The organism is Alkaliflexus imshenetskii DSM 15055, assembly GCF_000517065.1.
GTDB lineage: Bacteria > Bacteroidota > Bacteroidia > Bacteroidales > Marinilabiliaceae > Alkaliflexus > Alkaliflexus imshenetskii.
This window is the reverse complement of sequence record NZ_KI912105.1, coordinates 3409196-3426937: the sequence shown is the minus strand read 5'-3', so window position 1 is coordinate 3426937 and position 17742 is coordinate 3409196. Positions and strand designations below refer to the sequence as shown.

The window sequence follows — 17742 nt, the reverse complement described above, 5'->3', positions numbered from 1 at the left end:
TCGAATCTTTGTACATTACTAAAGTTTAACGACAGTTTTTCTGCCTCTATATTTCACCTCTTTGTCGATTACATGAGAATCCATGCCTATGCCATTCGACTCATCAACCACTACAACCTTAAAGATACGTTCATTTTGCATGCCAGAGAAAGAGCCTTTGCGAGCATCGATGGTTAAGGTCTTTTTTGACTCGTTCCAGGTAAAATGGATTTGTGAATAGAGTCCATTCTCATAATTATAGTTGTCATTCTCATCCTCATATAGTGTAAACTCACCATTTGCGCCAGGATAGATCCGTATTTCCAAACTGCTCCAATCTTTTTCAGAGGCGTATTGAACATTTGGTCCGATGGGTAAAATTGAACCAGCTCTTATATACAATGGCATGATATCGATGGGAGACTCTTTCGAGATTGTTTTCCCTCCACGGTGCCTTACGCCGGTCCAGAAATCAGTCCAATCGGCACCCTCCGGCAGATATACCGATGATGATTTAACCTTATCAAAGCTTCCGTTTACCTTGTCAGAATACATGGCTTCGGTCACCGGGCTTACCAAAATCGATTTTCCAAACATGTACTGATTGTTGATATCCCACACATTTTTATCAGAGGCAAAATCCATCATCAAAGCCCGCATAAAGCTAGACTGATTGGCAGTGACATCCCATGACGTGGAGTAGATGTATGGTAAAAGCCGATAGCGCAGATTGATATACTTTTCGATTGCATCGTAAATATGCTCACCTTTGGTTCCAAACTGGAATATTTCTCTGGGAGCTTCTGCGCCATGCGATCGCATCATGGGACAAAAAGCACCAAATTGTATCCAGCGGGCATATAACTCGCGATATTCCGAATCATTGAGCTTTTCGGGAAACTCCCAAAGAAAAAAGCCTCCAATATCGCTATTCCAATGAGGTATGCCAGAGAGTGTGAAATTTAGTCCGGCCGATATCTGATTTCTTAAAGTTTCCCATGATGCGATAACGTCACCAGTCCAGGTGTTCGCGCCATAGCGTTGTTGACCGGCAAAAGCAGAGCGGGTAAGGATAAACACGCGTTTATCAGATGTAACGGCACGTTGATTTTTATAAACTCCACCTACAGTCATTAGTGGATAAGCGTTACGAACCCGCCTAAAGGAGCCGAGATACGTTTTAAAGTCGAAATCCTCCGGCAACCAATCAAAATGATCCGGTTCAGTTGAATCCATCCACCAACCATCAATGCCCAAAGAGAAAAGGCCATCGTTCAAATACTTCCAATAAATATCTCTTGCCTCAGGATGATAGGCATCGTAAACCCTAACTCCTGAAGGATAATCAAGTTTTGGAGGCCATAAAGTAGAACCGGATTGCGGCCAGGTAGAGATATTCATCAACATTCCCCCGGCATCTAACTCCCTGTACTGTTTGGTCATTGGTCCAAAAGAAGACCAAATGGTGATTATCATGCGTGCATTAAGCGCGTGCACATCATCCACAAATTTTTGAGGGTTCGGAAACTCCTGATCCAGAAACTCCATTGCATTCCAAAGGTAGTTGCTGCCCCAGTATTGCCAATCCTGAATAATGCCATCGAGTGGCACACCCAATTCTCTGTATTTTCTGACGATTCCAACGGTTTCTTCCTGACTCTTGTATCGCTCCTTACTTTGCCAGTAGCCGTAAGTCCAGAGCGGAAACATTGGTACCTGTCCGGTTAACTCGCGCATTTGCGCAATTACAGCATCGGCATTTGCACCTGCCATATAATAATAGTCGATACAATCGCCCACCACAGAACTAAACGTAGTCACATTCGATGAATCTGAAAAGGTAGTTGGGGAGTAATTATCCCAAAAGAGCCCGTACCCTTTAACAGACTGAAAGAAAGGGACAAAAGACTCGGTATTGTTCTGAATCATGTTCATCACAAGGTTTCTTTGGATCATTCTTCCCTTCTGCTGAAAACCAAGACCGTATATCGCCTCTTCTTCGTCCAGATTGAAGGATTGCGACACACTAAACGTTTTTACTCCGGCATCGTCAAAATCAATAAACTCGGCACCAGATTTTGATTCGCTAAGCATCACATCGCCATTACCACTTAAGAAGGTCACTTGTCCGTTGTCCAGATTTAGCTGAACCATTAACCTGCTGCTTCTTAAGTTAAGGAAATTCCCATCTTGCTGAATTCGAAGCGCCGTTTTTTCCGGCGCCTTGATAACAGAAAGGCTCTCTTTGGTGAATGAAGTGCCATTTGGCCATTTAGTTACCCTGACAATAGAGTTGCTGAAGAATTGAATTTCAACATCAACTGAATTGCAGTGAGCAACAACGCCCTTCTCAGTTTTTTGAAATGGTTGGGAAACACCGGAAAAGCTTATGAATAGAAATATGATAATTAAACCCTTCACCGGAAATTGTCCGGAACGCACTATTCGCCTCATGGTTTCAGTCGCCATCCCGCTAATCTGATTTAAGCATCTTCTGAATGAACCGATTGATTGTTTTTTCATCTGTCTATATTTTTTTTCATTAATCAGGTGAAACTCGCCATAATAGTAATGCCCTTTGTGGAAACTCGTTCTCATGGCTCGTTTCATAATAGGATTAGTTAACTATTCAAATGGTTGTATAGATGCAGCAAACCCTCCTCGACGGAGCATTTTAACATCAACTTTACTTGAACTGTCAACAACGGTATAACTTGTAGAAAACTCCTTATCATGCTTACCATCGGCAATGAGGGTTAGCTTGTATTTAACCCCTTTAGGTAAAAAGCTAAAATCGATGGTTTCAACTTTCTCCTTTTGCTCTGAGTTTAATCCTCCTACATACCAACTGTCACCTTTGCGACGGGCAATTACAATGTCGCGACCGGGATACCCGCTTAACAGTTTGGTATCGTCCCATGCAACAGGCACATCTCTTAAGAATGTTCGTGGCGCATCGGGTAAATTATAATATCCATCTGGTCTGTCGGCCATGTGTTGAAGTGCCGACTCATATACAACGCTTTGCGCAAGTTCGTGACCGTAAGATGTTAAATGCGGATATTGCGAATTGGTAAAAGTAACAGGGGTGTAATCCATTGAGCCAATCACATTTCGTGTAAACGGAATTATGGAATTGTGCTCTGGAGCAGTGGTTGTAAACTCAGGACCATTATTGTACCACTCGGCACCGCGAACGGCCTCAAGCGTCATCAAATGCGGATATGTTCGTGCCCATCCGCGAGGCACAATGCAACCATGAAAGTTAACCATCATCTCGAATTTGGCGGCATCTTCAAGAATATCGAGGTAATAATCAATCATATATTGCTTTTCGCTGAGAAAAAAATCCACTTTTACACCAACAAAGCCAAGGCTTTTTAACCAGGCAAACTCTTCCATACGATTTTCATGCGTTTTCATTCGGTCAATGGGAGTTGCAGTAATCCATTTAAACATGCCCGAATTGTACCAGATTAACGGCTTAATGCCTTTGGATAGCGCATATTTGGCAGCATCTTCCACGTTTCCGCCATTTGTCATAGCATCCCACTCCCAATCGAACAGAGTATATGGCCATCCCATTGCAGCGGCCAAATCGGTAAAGGCGGCCACTGTTTGAAAATCGCGTGTACCGTGGTTGTCGGACCAGTAATTCCAGGAAACCAATCCGGGCTTTATCCAATCAGTATTTTTTATTACCGACGGCTTTGAAACATCCTCAACCAAAGTAGATTCAACAATATCAGCCAATGAGCCCAATATAATAACACGCCAAGGCGATTGCCATGGAAGAGAGATAGTGGGTAGCGCTTCGCCTTCGCCCTCGTGCGGATATGGTAATGTTACTTTATAAGCCGGTTTATCGCCATCGCTACTTAGTTTGGTGGCACAATATCCACGGTCAACATCGGCCTCGTGAATTAAATACCAACAGTCGCCCTCTGATGCATGAAACAATGCAGGATAACCCCAATCGGCTTTCTCAGATGCATCATTTCTTTTGTTGTAGAGCCACTCGTTGGATAAATCGAACTTTTGCAACCATCTGTCGGTACTATCGGGTATAAAAAAGGATGTTAACTCATCGGTAATAGTATATGTACCCGACTTTTCCGGAAACTCATAACGAAAAACAACGCCATCGTTATAAGCTCTGATGATTAGGTTCATCTTTGCCTTTGTGGGATTTTCGAACGACACAACAACCTCGTTGGCAGAATTGCTACGCATACTGCGCTTTCCGTGAATGGCGCTATACTGTTCATTTATCAAACGAGGCTTACCAGTTTTGAGGAACTTCAAGTTACCCGAAAAACTCTGGTCGTTACGCTCCAGCCCAATTTCAATCTTTGGAATAACAGAATAGCGGGTATCAGTTCCCGAATAGGCTACTTCAAGATACCAATTGCCTGTGTGGCCCCCTTGTTGAGAATGCAGAGCTACATTAATATTCTTATTTGGAGAAGTTACAACCGCAGTCTGCGACCACAATGGCAACGCCAAAAATGCTAACAGCACAATAAACAATATCCGTAAAACGCCGTACTTCGTACTCGAAAATATTCTCATCTGAATCAATTTTTTTAAATAAAAATCAAAATTCCACATTAATGCTTTGTCCATTATAAACTACTGTACTATCATACATATCAGACTCATTAATACCTAAGCCATTTTTTTCGGAAACCATCACGATATTAAACCTACGCTCAGTCAACATTCCTTGAAAAGCTCCGTTTCGTTCGCTGATGGCTAGTATTTTTGATGCATTATCCCAAGAAAAAACAATGGTTGAATAACTGCCAGCTTCATAGTTGTAGTTATTGTTTTCATCTTCATATAAAACAAACTCTCCGTCTGCTCCCTCATAAATGCGAATTTCAAGTTCTTCGGCAGGTTTTTCTGTTGAGAACTGCATCTTTTTACCCATCGGAATAATAGATCCCGCTCTAACAAAGAGAGGAATTATATCAAGAGGAGCATCTACATTTACGGTTTGCTCTCCGGTGAAGCGTTCGCCAGTCCAGAAGTTATACCAACCGGCAGATTTGGGCAAATAAACGTAGTGATTAACAATGCCCGATTCGGTAATAGGAGCTACCATAAAAGCTTTTCCAAACATATATTGATAAGGCTGCTCAAGCGCAGAGGCATCCTCCCTAAAGTCCATCACCAATGGGCGCATCATGGTTGAACCATTGCTTGATACCTGCCATGCTTCAGAGTAGATGTAAGGAAGCAAGCGATAACGCAGATTCAACATTTTGCGTATATTATCTTCCACTGTTTGTCCGTATTTCCAGGGTTCAGTTTCGGATTGGTAGCCATGCATTCTAAAAATTGGGTTAAAAGCGCCCCATTGATACCATCGGGTAAGCAATTCGTGGTAGTTCTTATCGGTGTATTGCGAATGCCCGGGGCGGAAAAATCCGCCAATATCGGTAGTCCAATATGGTAAGCCGGTGATTGAGAAATTTAAACCGGCAACAATCTGGCGTCGGTATTCGTCCCAAGTGCCTCCCACATCGCCCGACCAGTTTATGACTCCGTATCTTTGCTGACCCGAAAATGCCGAACGAGTTAATATACAAACCCTTTTATCTGAAGAAACAGCTTTTTGTCCTTCGTAAACCGACTTACTCACCAACAAAGGATAAATTAATCTATAAAAATCGCCAGGGCCAATGTGCGTGGTTACACCTCGCAGCGCATCATTCTCGGGCTCAACGGCATCCATCCACCACGAGTCCACACCATGAACAAACATATTCTCGTTTAGAGTATTCCAATATGCCTTGCGCGTGGCAGGGTTGAAATAATCTAACCAATTGGTGTTTGGTATAAAATGATTGTTCTTTTGATATTCACGGCCAAGCTCTGAGTTAATGTCGGGGTTCGACCATATTGAAATAGAGAAATGTGCATTCAAATCATGAATTTCACTAATAAAACCTGAAGGATTGGGATAGTGGGTTTCATCAAACTGCGGAACACCCCATCCTTTGCTTCCCCAATATTGCCAATCCTGAACAATTACATCCATGGGCAAATTGCGTTTGCGAAATTCTTTCACAGTTTCCACCAACTGGCGGGCAGAGGCATAACGCTCGCGACACTGCCAAAAACCATAAGCCCACTTGGGCAACATAGGCACTTCACCGCTAAGTTGCCTGTATGTGGCAATAACCTCATCGGCCGAAGGGCCATAAAAAACCACATAATCAATTTTTTGAGCATGGGGTGAACGAAAAGTTGTGGTATTTTCTTTTATCTTCCACGATAGAGCCGGTTTATTATCAGCCTTACACACCAACTGCACCTCGTGTTCACCAGCTTCTAATTTCACCAGAGCACCGGCCGTTGGTGGAAGCCACATGTTGGTTTGGTCGATGATTGGGTTTCCATTAATAACCACATAGTGGCGATTACCCATGTCACCCAAATCGAGAAAAATGGAGTACTCCCCATCAGCAGGCACCACAAAACGCCCGGTATAAAGAGACTGATCCTGAGCAACCAGCTGAGTTCCGGCAGTAGTAGTGACTTCGGCCATGTTACTCTCACCATTGCCTGCTTCTTCCTGCTTTTCTAGTGTTATAAAATTATCGGCAGGATTAAAATCTGTTAACCCATACTGGTGCCAAAGCAATCCATATCCTTTACTCGAATAGATAAACGGAATGGCTATCTGGCTGTTTACCTGCGTTAATCTACGAGTCACACCTTTTAGGTTGTAGTTTCCGTCCTGAAACTGCCCTAATCCAAAAATGGCTTCGTTGTGAGGAGAATTAAAAGTTTGCTCCACAAAGACACATGCCTCTCCCATCACCGAGTCCGGCAAAATCTTCCTAGAACCGGCCTTCTCGCTTAAGAAGGCATTCCCTAAATTATCAAGATATACCAGATTGCCGGTTTTCTTATCTACCTCAACCGACATATTTTTAACCGATACAACTATTTTACCGCGCGACTCAGTAACGCGAAAATCAGGAATTACATAGTCTGTGTTAAGGATGAATTCTGGCAAGTCAGCTACGGGTTGCTCTGAATAGTTAATGCGAACAGCATTGTCCGCTACCGGAAAAATGCCAAGAGTTCCTTGCGTCAATGAAACATTTACGCCATTGGGAAGCTTCTCAAAATATACTTTTGAGTTGCATCCCAAAAGGAGAAACAACAATAATCCAAAAGCAAAATAAGTCTTTATCATATACAGTTATAATTATCAGACATTTAAAAAAACAATCACAACAACCTGGCACGGAATTACATCCTTAAACAGACTATCAAAACATCAATTTTTTGATGACAATCCGGATGGTTTTAACACCTTTGCAATCTCTTCATCAAAACGGTGCATCGAGAAATTATCGTTGAGCACATCGCCATTCTCATCGATTAACACATACCGTGGTATTCCGTTGAACTTAAAGAGACCCCTTAAATAGTTAAACTCATCACTGGAGACTCTATATACATTTTGCAGCTTTTGCTCCTCAACAAAAGCGTTATAATTTCTTTCAGGTGAACTTCTTTCGTCGGTAATGAAAACGAAGGTAAACTCTGAGCTATCCTTATACTTTTCTCTTTGTGAAGCACTATTTCGGATGCCTGACAGACAAGGTCCGCACGTTGTTGCCCAGAAATTTACCAAAACCACTTTTCCCTTGTAAGGGGCCATAATTTTGCGAAAAACCTCCGTAACTGTTCCTTCGGGAAGTTTATATGCCTTCTTATCCGCTGCGATGGCAGCCTCGGTGAAAAGCTGGTTTCCAGAAGCTAACAAATATGCATTTGAAAAATCGCTGCGCATGGCATCCCACATTTGAATCCCTAACTTATCGATACTGGAATATCGAGCTTGTACGTTTATACTCCGGAATTTAGCTAGCTCATATATTAGATTTGGTTCTAACTGCAAGTCGCGGGTAAGAATGGTATCACGTTGTTTCCAGCTATAGATGGACTCACGGGCATAGTCGACATTGAGAAGCGGTTGAACATGCTCCTTAACATACTTGTCCAGATGCTCTTTATGCGCCTCAAGGAAGTCCGCCGACTGCTTTTGCATTTCGGGAGATTCCAATTGTAATTTGTCCACATCCTCATCGTCTGATGCAATCTTAAGAAATGCCCATTCTGCCGGTTTTAACTCAATCTTATTCGACTTAAAAAACTCGTAGAGCGAGACTTCCGGCTTAAACACCCGATTGAGTTGCAACGCAACCTGTATATTATAAAATGGAGTACAATACTCGAATCGATTAATAAAGGAACTAAACTGTCGGGTGGCCAGTAAAGAGTTGTCATTTAAATTCATCTCTCTCAGGAAAGCGTAATAACCTAGAGGCACCTCGATTTTCAGAACTTCATTTAGCGAATCGGTTCTGGCCAATGATTCCCGTCTCATCACAAAATCAAACATTTTAGTTGAATTGCCAACGATTAAATCACTCCTGATTAACTGTTTAGCTTTATCAGACAATGAACTCTCGTTGAGCATGTGATTGAGGTTTGAGAGATTACGGCGGTGTTCGTTCATTTGCTCCTCCATAAAATCCATTGGAGCCATTGTTTTAATTTTCTCATTAAAAGCATTGTAATCGAACCATGGCGCAGGAAACTGTTTAACTTCATTGTTTATTGATACCAAACTGCCCCTGAACTCGATGTCATTGAACTTATAGGATATGTGTCGGTTGCGATCCGCAGTCAGGAACTCATCCCAACTAAGTATCATCCCCAAAGTATGCCCTGGCTCAATATAGAATTCAATCGGATATCTATCACCGAAGAATATTGTGTTAATTGTGGGCACCTCCAAAGGCATTTCAAATTCGAAACGTCCATCTGGTGAAATCTCAACCACAATGGGATAATCCTCAACGGTTAAACTGCTTCGTAAATAAACAATTCCGGTAGAGAACCCTACCCGCGGATCGTAGCCTTTGATAACACCAACCAATCGGGCAGGAGCGTTATGAAAGAAATCGGGAGAATTGAAATTTATCAGAGCCTTTTTTGTTGATTTTGATACCTGCGCATTTATCCATATGTCGGTATCGGCTGTAAGCTCAAAAAGGTTTCTCTTCTTCTGATTTCTTTCATCCAATGAAATCCCATAAACATAGTTGTGGTAGTCAATTTTGGTGACCGATGGCGGCAGTGGCGGAAACTTTAATACCACAGCACTATCGCCCGAATCAGGCATCCACAAATACTCATTCAGCACTGCTCCCTTTATGTCAACAATTGGATATTCTGTGCCGGTATCGCAATCGCGAAGAAACACCTCGTTGGTGAACATAACCCACCAACGCGGAACAAACGTACAATTGATGGTAACAAAAGTGGCAGAGTCGGAAAGTTCTACCTTAGCTACTTCATAAACTCCGGTAGAGCGCACCTCGTAAGCCGGGTTTACTAACGTTCTCGTTTTTGCGGACATCGCAACAGAAACAATTAAAAAAAGGGTAAAGAGTAAGGTTGATTTTTTCATTTTAAAAAGGTTTTACAATGAATAATATTAATCTACATATCAAATATTTAGTTACTACTATAAGAATTTCCACCAATCGAAATTGAACAACTCGCCCTCGGCGCCTTTAAACACAAAATAGAGGTCGTGAACACCTTTCGCCTTTTTAATTTTAGCTGATTTCACGTCCCATTTTTGCGCCCCACCGGTATTACCAACATTGCATACGCCTACCAAGGTGCCATTCACGCCACCCAGGCGAATCTCAATTTGCCCACCTTGGGTTGCCGATGCCACCGAAGCCTGAAATCGCTTGGCTCCTTTACCAAAATCGACGTCTCTTACTTTAATGTAATCTCCATTGCTGATATTGGTCACATAAATGCCTGCTTCAGAGTCGCGGCCAATTTTAACCCCCTCGGACCAGGCTATTGTTTCAGCCTCCACACGAATAAACGGATTCAATTTGGCCACGCCATTTACAATGCCTTCTTTGGTTGGGATGATTTCAGGAATTGAGCCATCGGCGTTGTAGTTAAACTGCTCGACGCATACCGAACGGTTAAAACCACCTCCTCCGGGTAACCCTTGGTTGTGATAGAAAAAATATGAGTTTCCCTTATAATCCACCACGCCCGGGTGGTTGGTAAAAGCCAAATCCGGATGGCGACCCATAATTACACCACGGTAAGTCCATGGACCTGTTGCTGTAGGTGCGGTTGAATAAGCAATATACTCAGGAATGCCAATTGCAGCAAATAGCATGTAATACAAATCGCCACGCTTATAAAGCCATGGCGCTTCTTCATAATTGGTTTTGTATCTTTCGTGTTCCACTTCACGTTTGCCAAATGCTTCGGGCGTCATGTCCAATGAAACCACACCAATGTTTCCAATGGATGTATCTATTGAAATCATATCCTCGTTAAGCTTAGCATAGTGCAACCCCGGGTTTCCCCAGTAGAGGTAAGCCTGTCCGTCATCATCTATAAAAACTGTAGGGTCGATATCGTCCCAAACTCTGGGGCCTTCAACAAGGCGACGGCCAATGGGGTCTTTAAAAGGACCGTAAGGCGAGTCGGCAACCAACACACCCACACCATCGCCATGGATAGGACAGTAGAAATAAAACTTACCATTACGCTCTATACACTGTGGTGCCCAAGCTCCATTTTTCACTTCCGACCACTTAAAATCTCCCAATGAAGCCACCGTTCCGTGGGCAGTCCAGTTAACCATGTCAACAGTCGAAAACAACTGCCAGTCGTGCATGGTGAAGAAATTAGACGTGGTTTGCTCATCATGGGTGGTATAAACAAACAACGTATCGTTATAAACCATAGGTGCCGGATCGGCGGTGAACATGGTCTGGAAAATTGGGTTTTGAGCAAACAAATTAAATGCTCCAAGCAAACTCAATGATAAAAAACTAAACTTTTTAAAATTCATCACTCTATTATTAATTTTATAATTCATAATAATTCCATCATACACATAAATAACTAATTATCAATACCTATAGCCAATCATAGCATCCATCTCCCTTTGAGAATTAAACGGAACCAATGTAAAACTGTACTTATGCCCTTTAGCACTTGGTCTTAGAAGATATGGTTCGTGTGGCAGAGAACCCCAACTGTCGTCACCACTAACCCCAATCATGCGGTAATCGATATGCAATTCAACCAGGTTTTGAGGTTTAATATCGTAGGTGTGTCTCAGGTTTTTATCTTTCTCCGGACCTGCATCAAAATCTTCAATGGGATTATGAAGCGCGTTAAACTCAATTAATGAGTCGGCAACAACCAACAATCCGCTGCCATTATTTGCAGATAAAGCCAACCAGCGCACATCGGTACGGTGACCATTTTCCTGCGGACGGATATACGGCACATACATATCGGCCACGGTTGTTTTATAACGCCCTACAAAAGTTGACGAGTTGCGGTCGGAGTAGTTCTCCCATGGTCCGCGTCCAAAATACTCAACTTGCGAAAGTTCAACTGGCAACTGCATTTTCATGCCCATCCGGGGAATAACCGGCATGTCGTCGCCCGATGTAACCAGCTCATTATCGACTTTCACATTGCCATTTCCCATAATGGTATAAAGAGTAGTCCATGTGGATTGCAGAGAATCGAGCTTATAAACCACCTCAACCTGAACAGCATTTCCTATACGGCTTGTTTTCACGCTTTCGGGAGCAGGTGTGTTCTCCGATGCCTCTTTCCACAGACGGCTTCTACGCTGCATGCGCCATCCGTAATCGTTGTCGGTTGTAGCGCGCCAAAAAGCAGGACGGGGGCCAAATTCGTTAAGCAAAAGCTCCTTGCCATTACTTTTGTAGGATGTTATGATTCCTGTTTTGGAGTCGATGGCCAACGAAAAACCGTTACCGGTGATGTCGATTGAAGCTCCTTCGGTAAAAGAGACATTACCCGATTTTGACAAATCAAACTGGGGTTTGGGCGCTTCGAATGGCAGCTTAATTTGCTGCGAAGCTATCTCCCATCCTGCCGGCAATAAGTTCTCAGCTTTTTTGGTTTTGGCCGATATGGTTACAAAATACTCAACTCCCGGTCTGGCTTTTATGCCTTTTAAATCAACCTTCACCGTTTTTGATTGCTGAGGGGCAATGTTCATCTCAGGCAACTTACCTGACTTAACAACCCTGCCATTTGCCGTAATCTCATAACTGAAAGCGTACTTCTGAAGGTTTGTAAAGAAAAACTTGTTGGTGATTTTAACCAATCCGTTCTCTATATTCTCAGGCTCAAAACCAATGTTTTGATACACATGCTTCACTTCAAGACTGTGAGGTTTTAGGCTTCTATCTGGGAACACCACGCCATTGATGATAAAATTACCATCCGAAGGCGTTCCTTCTGGACCAAAATCACCACCATAAGCCCAATATTTTCCATTTTCATCTTCAACAGCAAGTCCCTGGTCAACCCAGTCCCAAATAAAACCACCCTGAAGTTGCGGATACTTTTCGATAATCACCCAGTAATCTTTAAGGTTACCCATACTGTTGCCCATGGCATGTGAGTATTCACAAAGAATAAGCGGTCTGTCGGTATAAGTTTTAGCGTAGTGCTCTATGTGTTCGGGCTTTGCATACATGGGAGCCACAATGTCGGTATTCCATTCGCGACCAGATTGCTCATACTGAACCGGACGCATATTGTCGCGACTTTTCAGAAATAGATAGGTTTGATAGAAATTGTACCCGTTGCCCGCTTCGTTGCCAAGCGACCAAATAACCACCGATGCATGATTCTTGGTACGCTCGAACATGTTGCGTGTTCTGAATAAGTGCGCCTCAGTCCATTCCAGATTGTTTCCCAAACTTTTACCTACCGACCTGTCGTACCCCATACCGTGTGATTCCACATTGGCCTCATCAACCACATAAAATCCATATTTATCGGCAAGAGCATAGAAAAACTCAGGTTGCGGGTAATGACTTAAGCGTATGGCATTCACATTAAGCTCCTTCATACGTTGCAAATCGAGCATCACATCGGCCTCGTTCACCACCTGACCGGTAGTTTCGTGAAACTCATGCAGGTTAACACCTTTAAGCAATACCGGCTTACCATTCACCAAATAGAGGCCATTTTTTATTTCGCTGGTGCGAAAACCAATCTTTACTGACGTTGACTCAGAGATATTTCCTTTATCATCTTTTATGGTAAGCAATAGGGTGTAAAGGTTGGGGGTTTCAGCACTCCATATCGCTACGGACGGCAATTGTGCTTTAAAATTTAAAACTCCAATTGTATCGTTTATAGAGATGGTTTTGGCATCAGAGTGCAGTGTTTTCCCGGCATTGTCGATTATTTCGTAACTGAATTCACTTTTGGCAGTTTTGCCGGTATGGTTTTTAAGCTCCACATCGAGGTCGAAAACGCCGTTTACATAACTCTCGTCGAGCCTGGCTTTGGCGTAAAAATCGCGCAAGCGCACTTTTGGCTGGGCATAAACATACACCTCACGCGGAATACCACTCAATCGCCAAAAATCCTGGCACTCGAGGTATGCTGCATCGCTCCAGCGGAACACCTCAACAGCGATGGAGTTTTTGCCGGGCTTAATGTACTTTGTGATGTCGAACTCCTGTGGCGTTTTACTGTCTTTGCTCATGCCAACCCTTTGACCGTTAACCCACACAAAACCAACCGATTTTATTGACCCGAAAAACACAAACACCTGCTTTCCATCCCAGTCGCTTGGAATATCAAAGTCGCGACGGTAGTAACCGATGTTGTTCTTTTCTAAATCGTTAACATACGGAGGATTAAAATTCCAATGTGGGTAAAACTCATACTGCACATTTGTATAAATTGGATAACCGTAACCCTTCATCTCCATATTTGAAGGCACCTCAATCTCAACCCAACCTGAAATGTCGAGGCCTGTATCGGCAAAATTACTGATGCGGTTCGACACCCCTGTTACAAAGTTGAATTTCCAGGTTCCGTTTAACCCAATGAATCGGGTAGATTTATGTTTGTCATTTTTTAACGCGGCTTCCCTGCTTTCGTAGCTCACAAAATAGGCACGCGCATCCTCCTTGTTGATTCCCTGAATAGCCGGATTTTCCAGCTCGGGGTGAGGCGGGCGGTCTTGAGCGTTTATACCTGTAAATAACAGAACTCCCAGAAACAGTAACATTAATCTCTTCATAATATATTTTGTAATGTGTTATTTATTGAATTTCCACCAATCAAAATCGAAAAGGTCTTTTTCGCCTTTAAAAACAAAGTACACATCGCGTACGCCCTTTGCTTTCTTATTTACAGGTGCAGTAAAAGTTCTCCATATACCGCCTTCGCGCGATGTATTTACATCGACAGTGGCAATGATTGGCCCATCTATTTTATCGATTCTAATTTCGATTTTCCCACCGTAAAGCGAGGCTACACTTACCTCGACCGATTTTGCGCCATTTGAAAAATCGGCACCTTTTACCATAATGTAATCTCCATTGTTTATGGATGTTACAAACCTCCTGTCGGCGATTTTCGCGCCTCTTGCCCAATCAAAATCGCCTTCCCATTCGGTTTCAAATCTGGTTTTAACACCTTCGCTCCAGGCCATCGTTTCTGCCTCCACACGTACAAAAGGATTCAGGGCTCCCACTTGTTGCGCACCATCTATCGTCCAGTAGGGACGGTTTTGTATGGTTCCGTCGGGGTTATAAATCATCTCATCCATCATCACCGAACGGCGCTCATAAAACTTGGTAGTGGTTAGTTTAAGCAAATCGTATGTATGACCAAAACAGTACCATTTCCCTTTAAACTCTATTATTCCGGGATGATTTCCCCGACTAAGTTCAGTAGCATCCATTATCATTCCCTTATACTCCCATGGTCCGGTGGGCGAACTACTCATGGCGTAACCAATCCCTTCGGGACAACAGGTAGAGGCATAAGCCAGGTAATAATGTTCGTTGCGCTTCCACACCCAAGGGCCTTCCTGATAGTTCGCAGGTGTTGTTTCTTCAACCATAATTTCCCCAGAATATGAAATCATATCCTCGTTAAGCTTCACATAATAGACTTTCGGATTGCCCCAGTATAAGTACGCCTGCCCGTCGTCATCGATAAATATAGCCGGGTCAATGTCATGATGGCTGTTTTGAATCAAAGGTTTGCCGAGCGGATCCTTAAACGGTCCATAAGGACTATCGGCCACCAAAACCCCTATTCCAATTCCATTTGGGATGGGACAATAGAAGTAAAACTTGCCATTGCGCTCGATGCAATGAGGTGCCCATGCACCATTATTATAAGGTACCCAGTCAAAATTATCTAACGATGCAACCACACCATGGTCGGTCCAATTTACCATGTCGGTTGATGAATATAGCAACCAATTAAACATTTTAAAACCCATGGCATCGTCCTCGTCGTGCCCGGTATATAGAAACACGGTGTCGTTGTAAACCATAGGTGCCGGGTCGGCGGTGTATTTGGTTTGGATGATTGGCTTTTGAGCATTGCAATTAATCCCAGCCATATTACTAAGAACTAAAAGAACAGCTACCCAGGTGCTAAACAGTTTGAATATATGCATGACAATAAGAATTAATGACTCATTTAAAAAATTAGAAATCGCTTACCCTACTTACCAACATGGAGATACTCTAACACCTACTTTATCTCCTCATCAAACACCACAGCTACTTTTCCGCACTTACCTTCATTCATCAGTTCATAGGCTTCATCAACCTTGTCGATGGTAAACCGATGCGTAACCAAATCTTCAGGATGAATGCCCCACCTAACAAGGCGCTCAACCAATTCTTCCATCCTCCAGATATTTGTAACCCATGAGCCATATATGGTTATCTGGTCGTGAATGATGTCGGGGCTTGGGTTAAATTCCACAGTACCCCCTTCGCCAATCATCACCATTTTACCCCACTTGCGTGTAGCCCTGATGCAGAGCTGACGGCCATGGGTATTGCCGGAGCAATCAACCGTTTTCTCAAATCCCTGTTTTTGATAGGTAGTGGCCACCACCTGCTCTAAAGTGTCGGAACCCGATACAAAAACCTCATTGGCCAGGCCGAGTTTCAGCGCCAAATCACAGCGTTCTTTCACGGTGTCAACACCAACGAGGTGCGTTGCACCAAGGGCTTTTGCAAGCATAAGCGCAGCCAGTCCAACAGGCCCCAAGCCCACAACCAACACTGCATCGTTACCTGAAATACCTATCTTCTCCAGACCTTCGTAAACCGTACCAAATCCGCACGCAATCTGCGCGCCGTCAACGTAAGTGAGTTCGTCGGGCAGCAATACACAATCCTTCTCTTCGGCTAGCATGTATGGCGCCATGCCCCCATCGCGCTGCCAGCCATAAGCTGCACGCGAAGGACTGGTACACGAAATCATGTAACCTCTGCGGCAATCGTTGCAAACACCACAGCCCGAAATATGGTACACCACCACCCTGTCGCCCTCCTTAAACCTTTTGGTTTTGGGCCCGCACTGCACAATTTGTCCGCTTGGCTCATGGCCGGCAATTTTATTCTGATAAGCCTCTGGTCCTTTTCCCAGATGTTCGCGGTAAATGGCACGTATATCGCTGCCACAAATAGTAGAAGCCTTCATCCTGATAAGCACTTCGCCGGGTCCGGGTTGAGGTATTGTAACTTCTTTAAAATCAACGGTGCTATTCCCAGGAAGATATGCTGCTTTCATTATTGTATTCATAATACTCTTTGACTTTAATAATTGATTAACAAGTTATTTCACCATTTAAATCCCATAAATCCTCCCAGCTTTTTGCACCTTCCCATAAAAACACCTGACCTTTAATCAGTCGACAATTTTTATCGATACCGGCAATTTGCTGCATCTCTTCATGGGTGATGGCGTTACTTGTGACAGCTTTGAGATTGTTTACTATTTTGGTTGGTGATACCGAAAAAGGTATGACTACTTCACCTCTTTGCACGCCCCATTTAATACATACCTCAGCAGGATGTAAATGCAATCTTTCTGCTATTGATACTATTACCGGGTCCTCTATATCCACTGTGTCGTCAGACGTTCTGTCACGCTCTGGCCGTTTGGGTGAGCCGATGGGCGAATAGCCAATGGGCTGAATGCCTCTTTCAACCAGAAAATCAAACAACTCCGGCTGCTGAAAATGGGGATGAAGCTCCATTTCATTTACCACCGGTTTAATTCTGGCATCTCTTAAAAGAAGTTCCATTTTTGGGATGGTCATGTTTGATGTGCCAATGGATTTTACCAGACCCATATCTACCAAAGCCTCCATTTGTCGCCAGGCCATCATATACGCATCATGGTTATAAGGCCGGGAGTTTGGGTTTCGTGCATCACCATCGCATCCGGGAGCATGGTAATTCGGGAAAGGCCAATGTATGAGGAATAAGTCGAGGTAGTCAAGCTTTAGGTTTTTGAGTGATTTTTTGCACGAATCAATGACCTCACCTGCTCCATGCGCATCGTTCCAAACTTTAGATGTAATCCAGAGTTCTTCACGTTTTACAACCCCTTCCTTTATCAGCCCTGAAATGACGCTTCCAATTTCGGCTTCGTTCATATAAACCGATGCACAGTCGATGTGCCTATAGCCGTTTCTGATTGCAAAATCAACAGCATCAGCTATTTGTTGCGCACTATAATTGTCAGAACCAAAAGTACCAAGACCCAAAACTGGAATATTGGTTCCATTGTTAAGAGTGATTTTAGGAATTTTATTCCCATTTAAATATTTGTCATTATTAGATTCCATGA

General features: G+C 43.3%; 9 protein-coding genes. All 9 read right to left on the bottom strand.

Annotation, left to right across the window (positions count from 1 at the left end):
* Positions 1–18: 18 nt before the first annotated feature.
* Positions 19–2502, bottom strand: a complete 2484-nt coding sequence (locus ALKIM_RS18705; RefSeq protein WP_235714424.1) for a glycoside hydrolase family 31 protein — start codon at positions 2500–2502, stop codon at positions 19–21.
* A 102-nt stretch (positions 2503–2604) separates the two neighbouring features.
* The gene (locus tag ALKIM_RS0114290; RefSeq protein WP_026475239.1) at positions 2605–4551 is read right to left on the bottom strand and encodes a glycoside hydrolase family 97 protein; all 1947 of its coding nucleotides are present in this window, start codon (positions 4549–4551) and stop codon (positions 2605–2607) included.
* Positions 4552–4576: 25 nt separating this feature from the next.
* Entirely contained in the window at positions 4577–7192 is a 2616-nt protein-coding gene (locus ALKIM_RS0114285; RefSeq protein WP_026475238.1) for a glycoside hydrolase family 31 protein, read from the bottom strand.
* An 84-nt stretch (positions 7193–7276) separates the two neighbouring features.
* Positions 7277–9481 (bottom strand): TlpA family protein disulfide reductase, encoded by a 2205-nt coding sequence (locus tag ALKIM_RS19405; protein ID WP_026475237.1) that lies wholly within the window; start codon positions 9479–9481, stop codon positions 7277–7279.
* A 57-nt stretch (positions 9482–9538) separates the two neighbouring features.
* Positions 9539–10909: a glycoside hydrolase family 43 protein gene (locus ALKIM_RS0114275; protein ID WP_026475236.1), complete on the bottom strand. Its 1371-nt coding sequence runs from the start codon at positions 10907–10909 to the stop codon at positions 9539–9541.
* A gap of 60 nt (positions 10910–10969) precedes the next feature.
* Positions 10970–14152 (bottom strand): glycoside hydrolase family 2, encoded by a 3183-nt coding sequence (locus ALKIM_RS0114270; protein WP_026475235.1) that lies wholly within the window; start codon positions 14150–14152, stop codon positions 10970–10972.
* An 18-nt stretch (positions 14153–14170) separates the two neighbouring features.
* Positions 14171–15547 (bottom strand): glycoside hydrolase family 43 protein, encoded by a 1377-nt coding sequence (locus ALKIM_RS0114265; RefSeq protein ID WP_026475234.1) that lies wholly within the window; start codon positions 15545–15547, stop codon positions 14171–14173.
* Positions 15548–15624: 77 nt separating this feature from the next.
* Positions 15625–16689, bottom strand: a complete 1065-nt coding sequence (locus ALKIM_RS0114260; protein ID WP_026475233.1) for a zinc-dependent alcohol dehydrogenase family protein — start codon at positions 16687–16689, stop codon at positions 15625–15627.
* A 25-nt stretch (positions 16690–16714) separates the two neighbouring features.
* A complete protein-coding gene (locus ALKIM_RS0114255) occupies positions 16715–17740 on the bottom strand; it encodes an aldo/keto reductase (protein ID WP_044117987.1) in 1026 nt (341 codons plus the stop codon).
* Between the last annotated feature and the right edge of the window lie 2 nt (positions 17741–17742).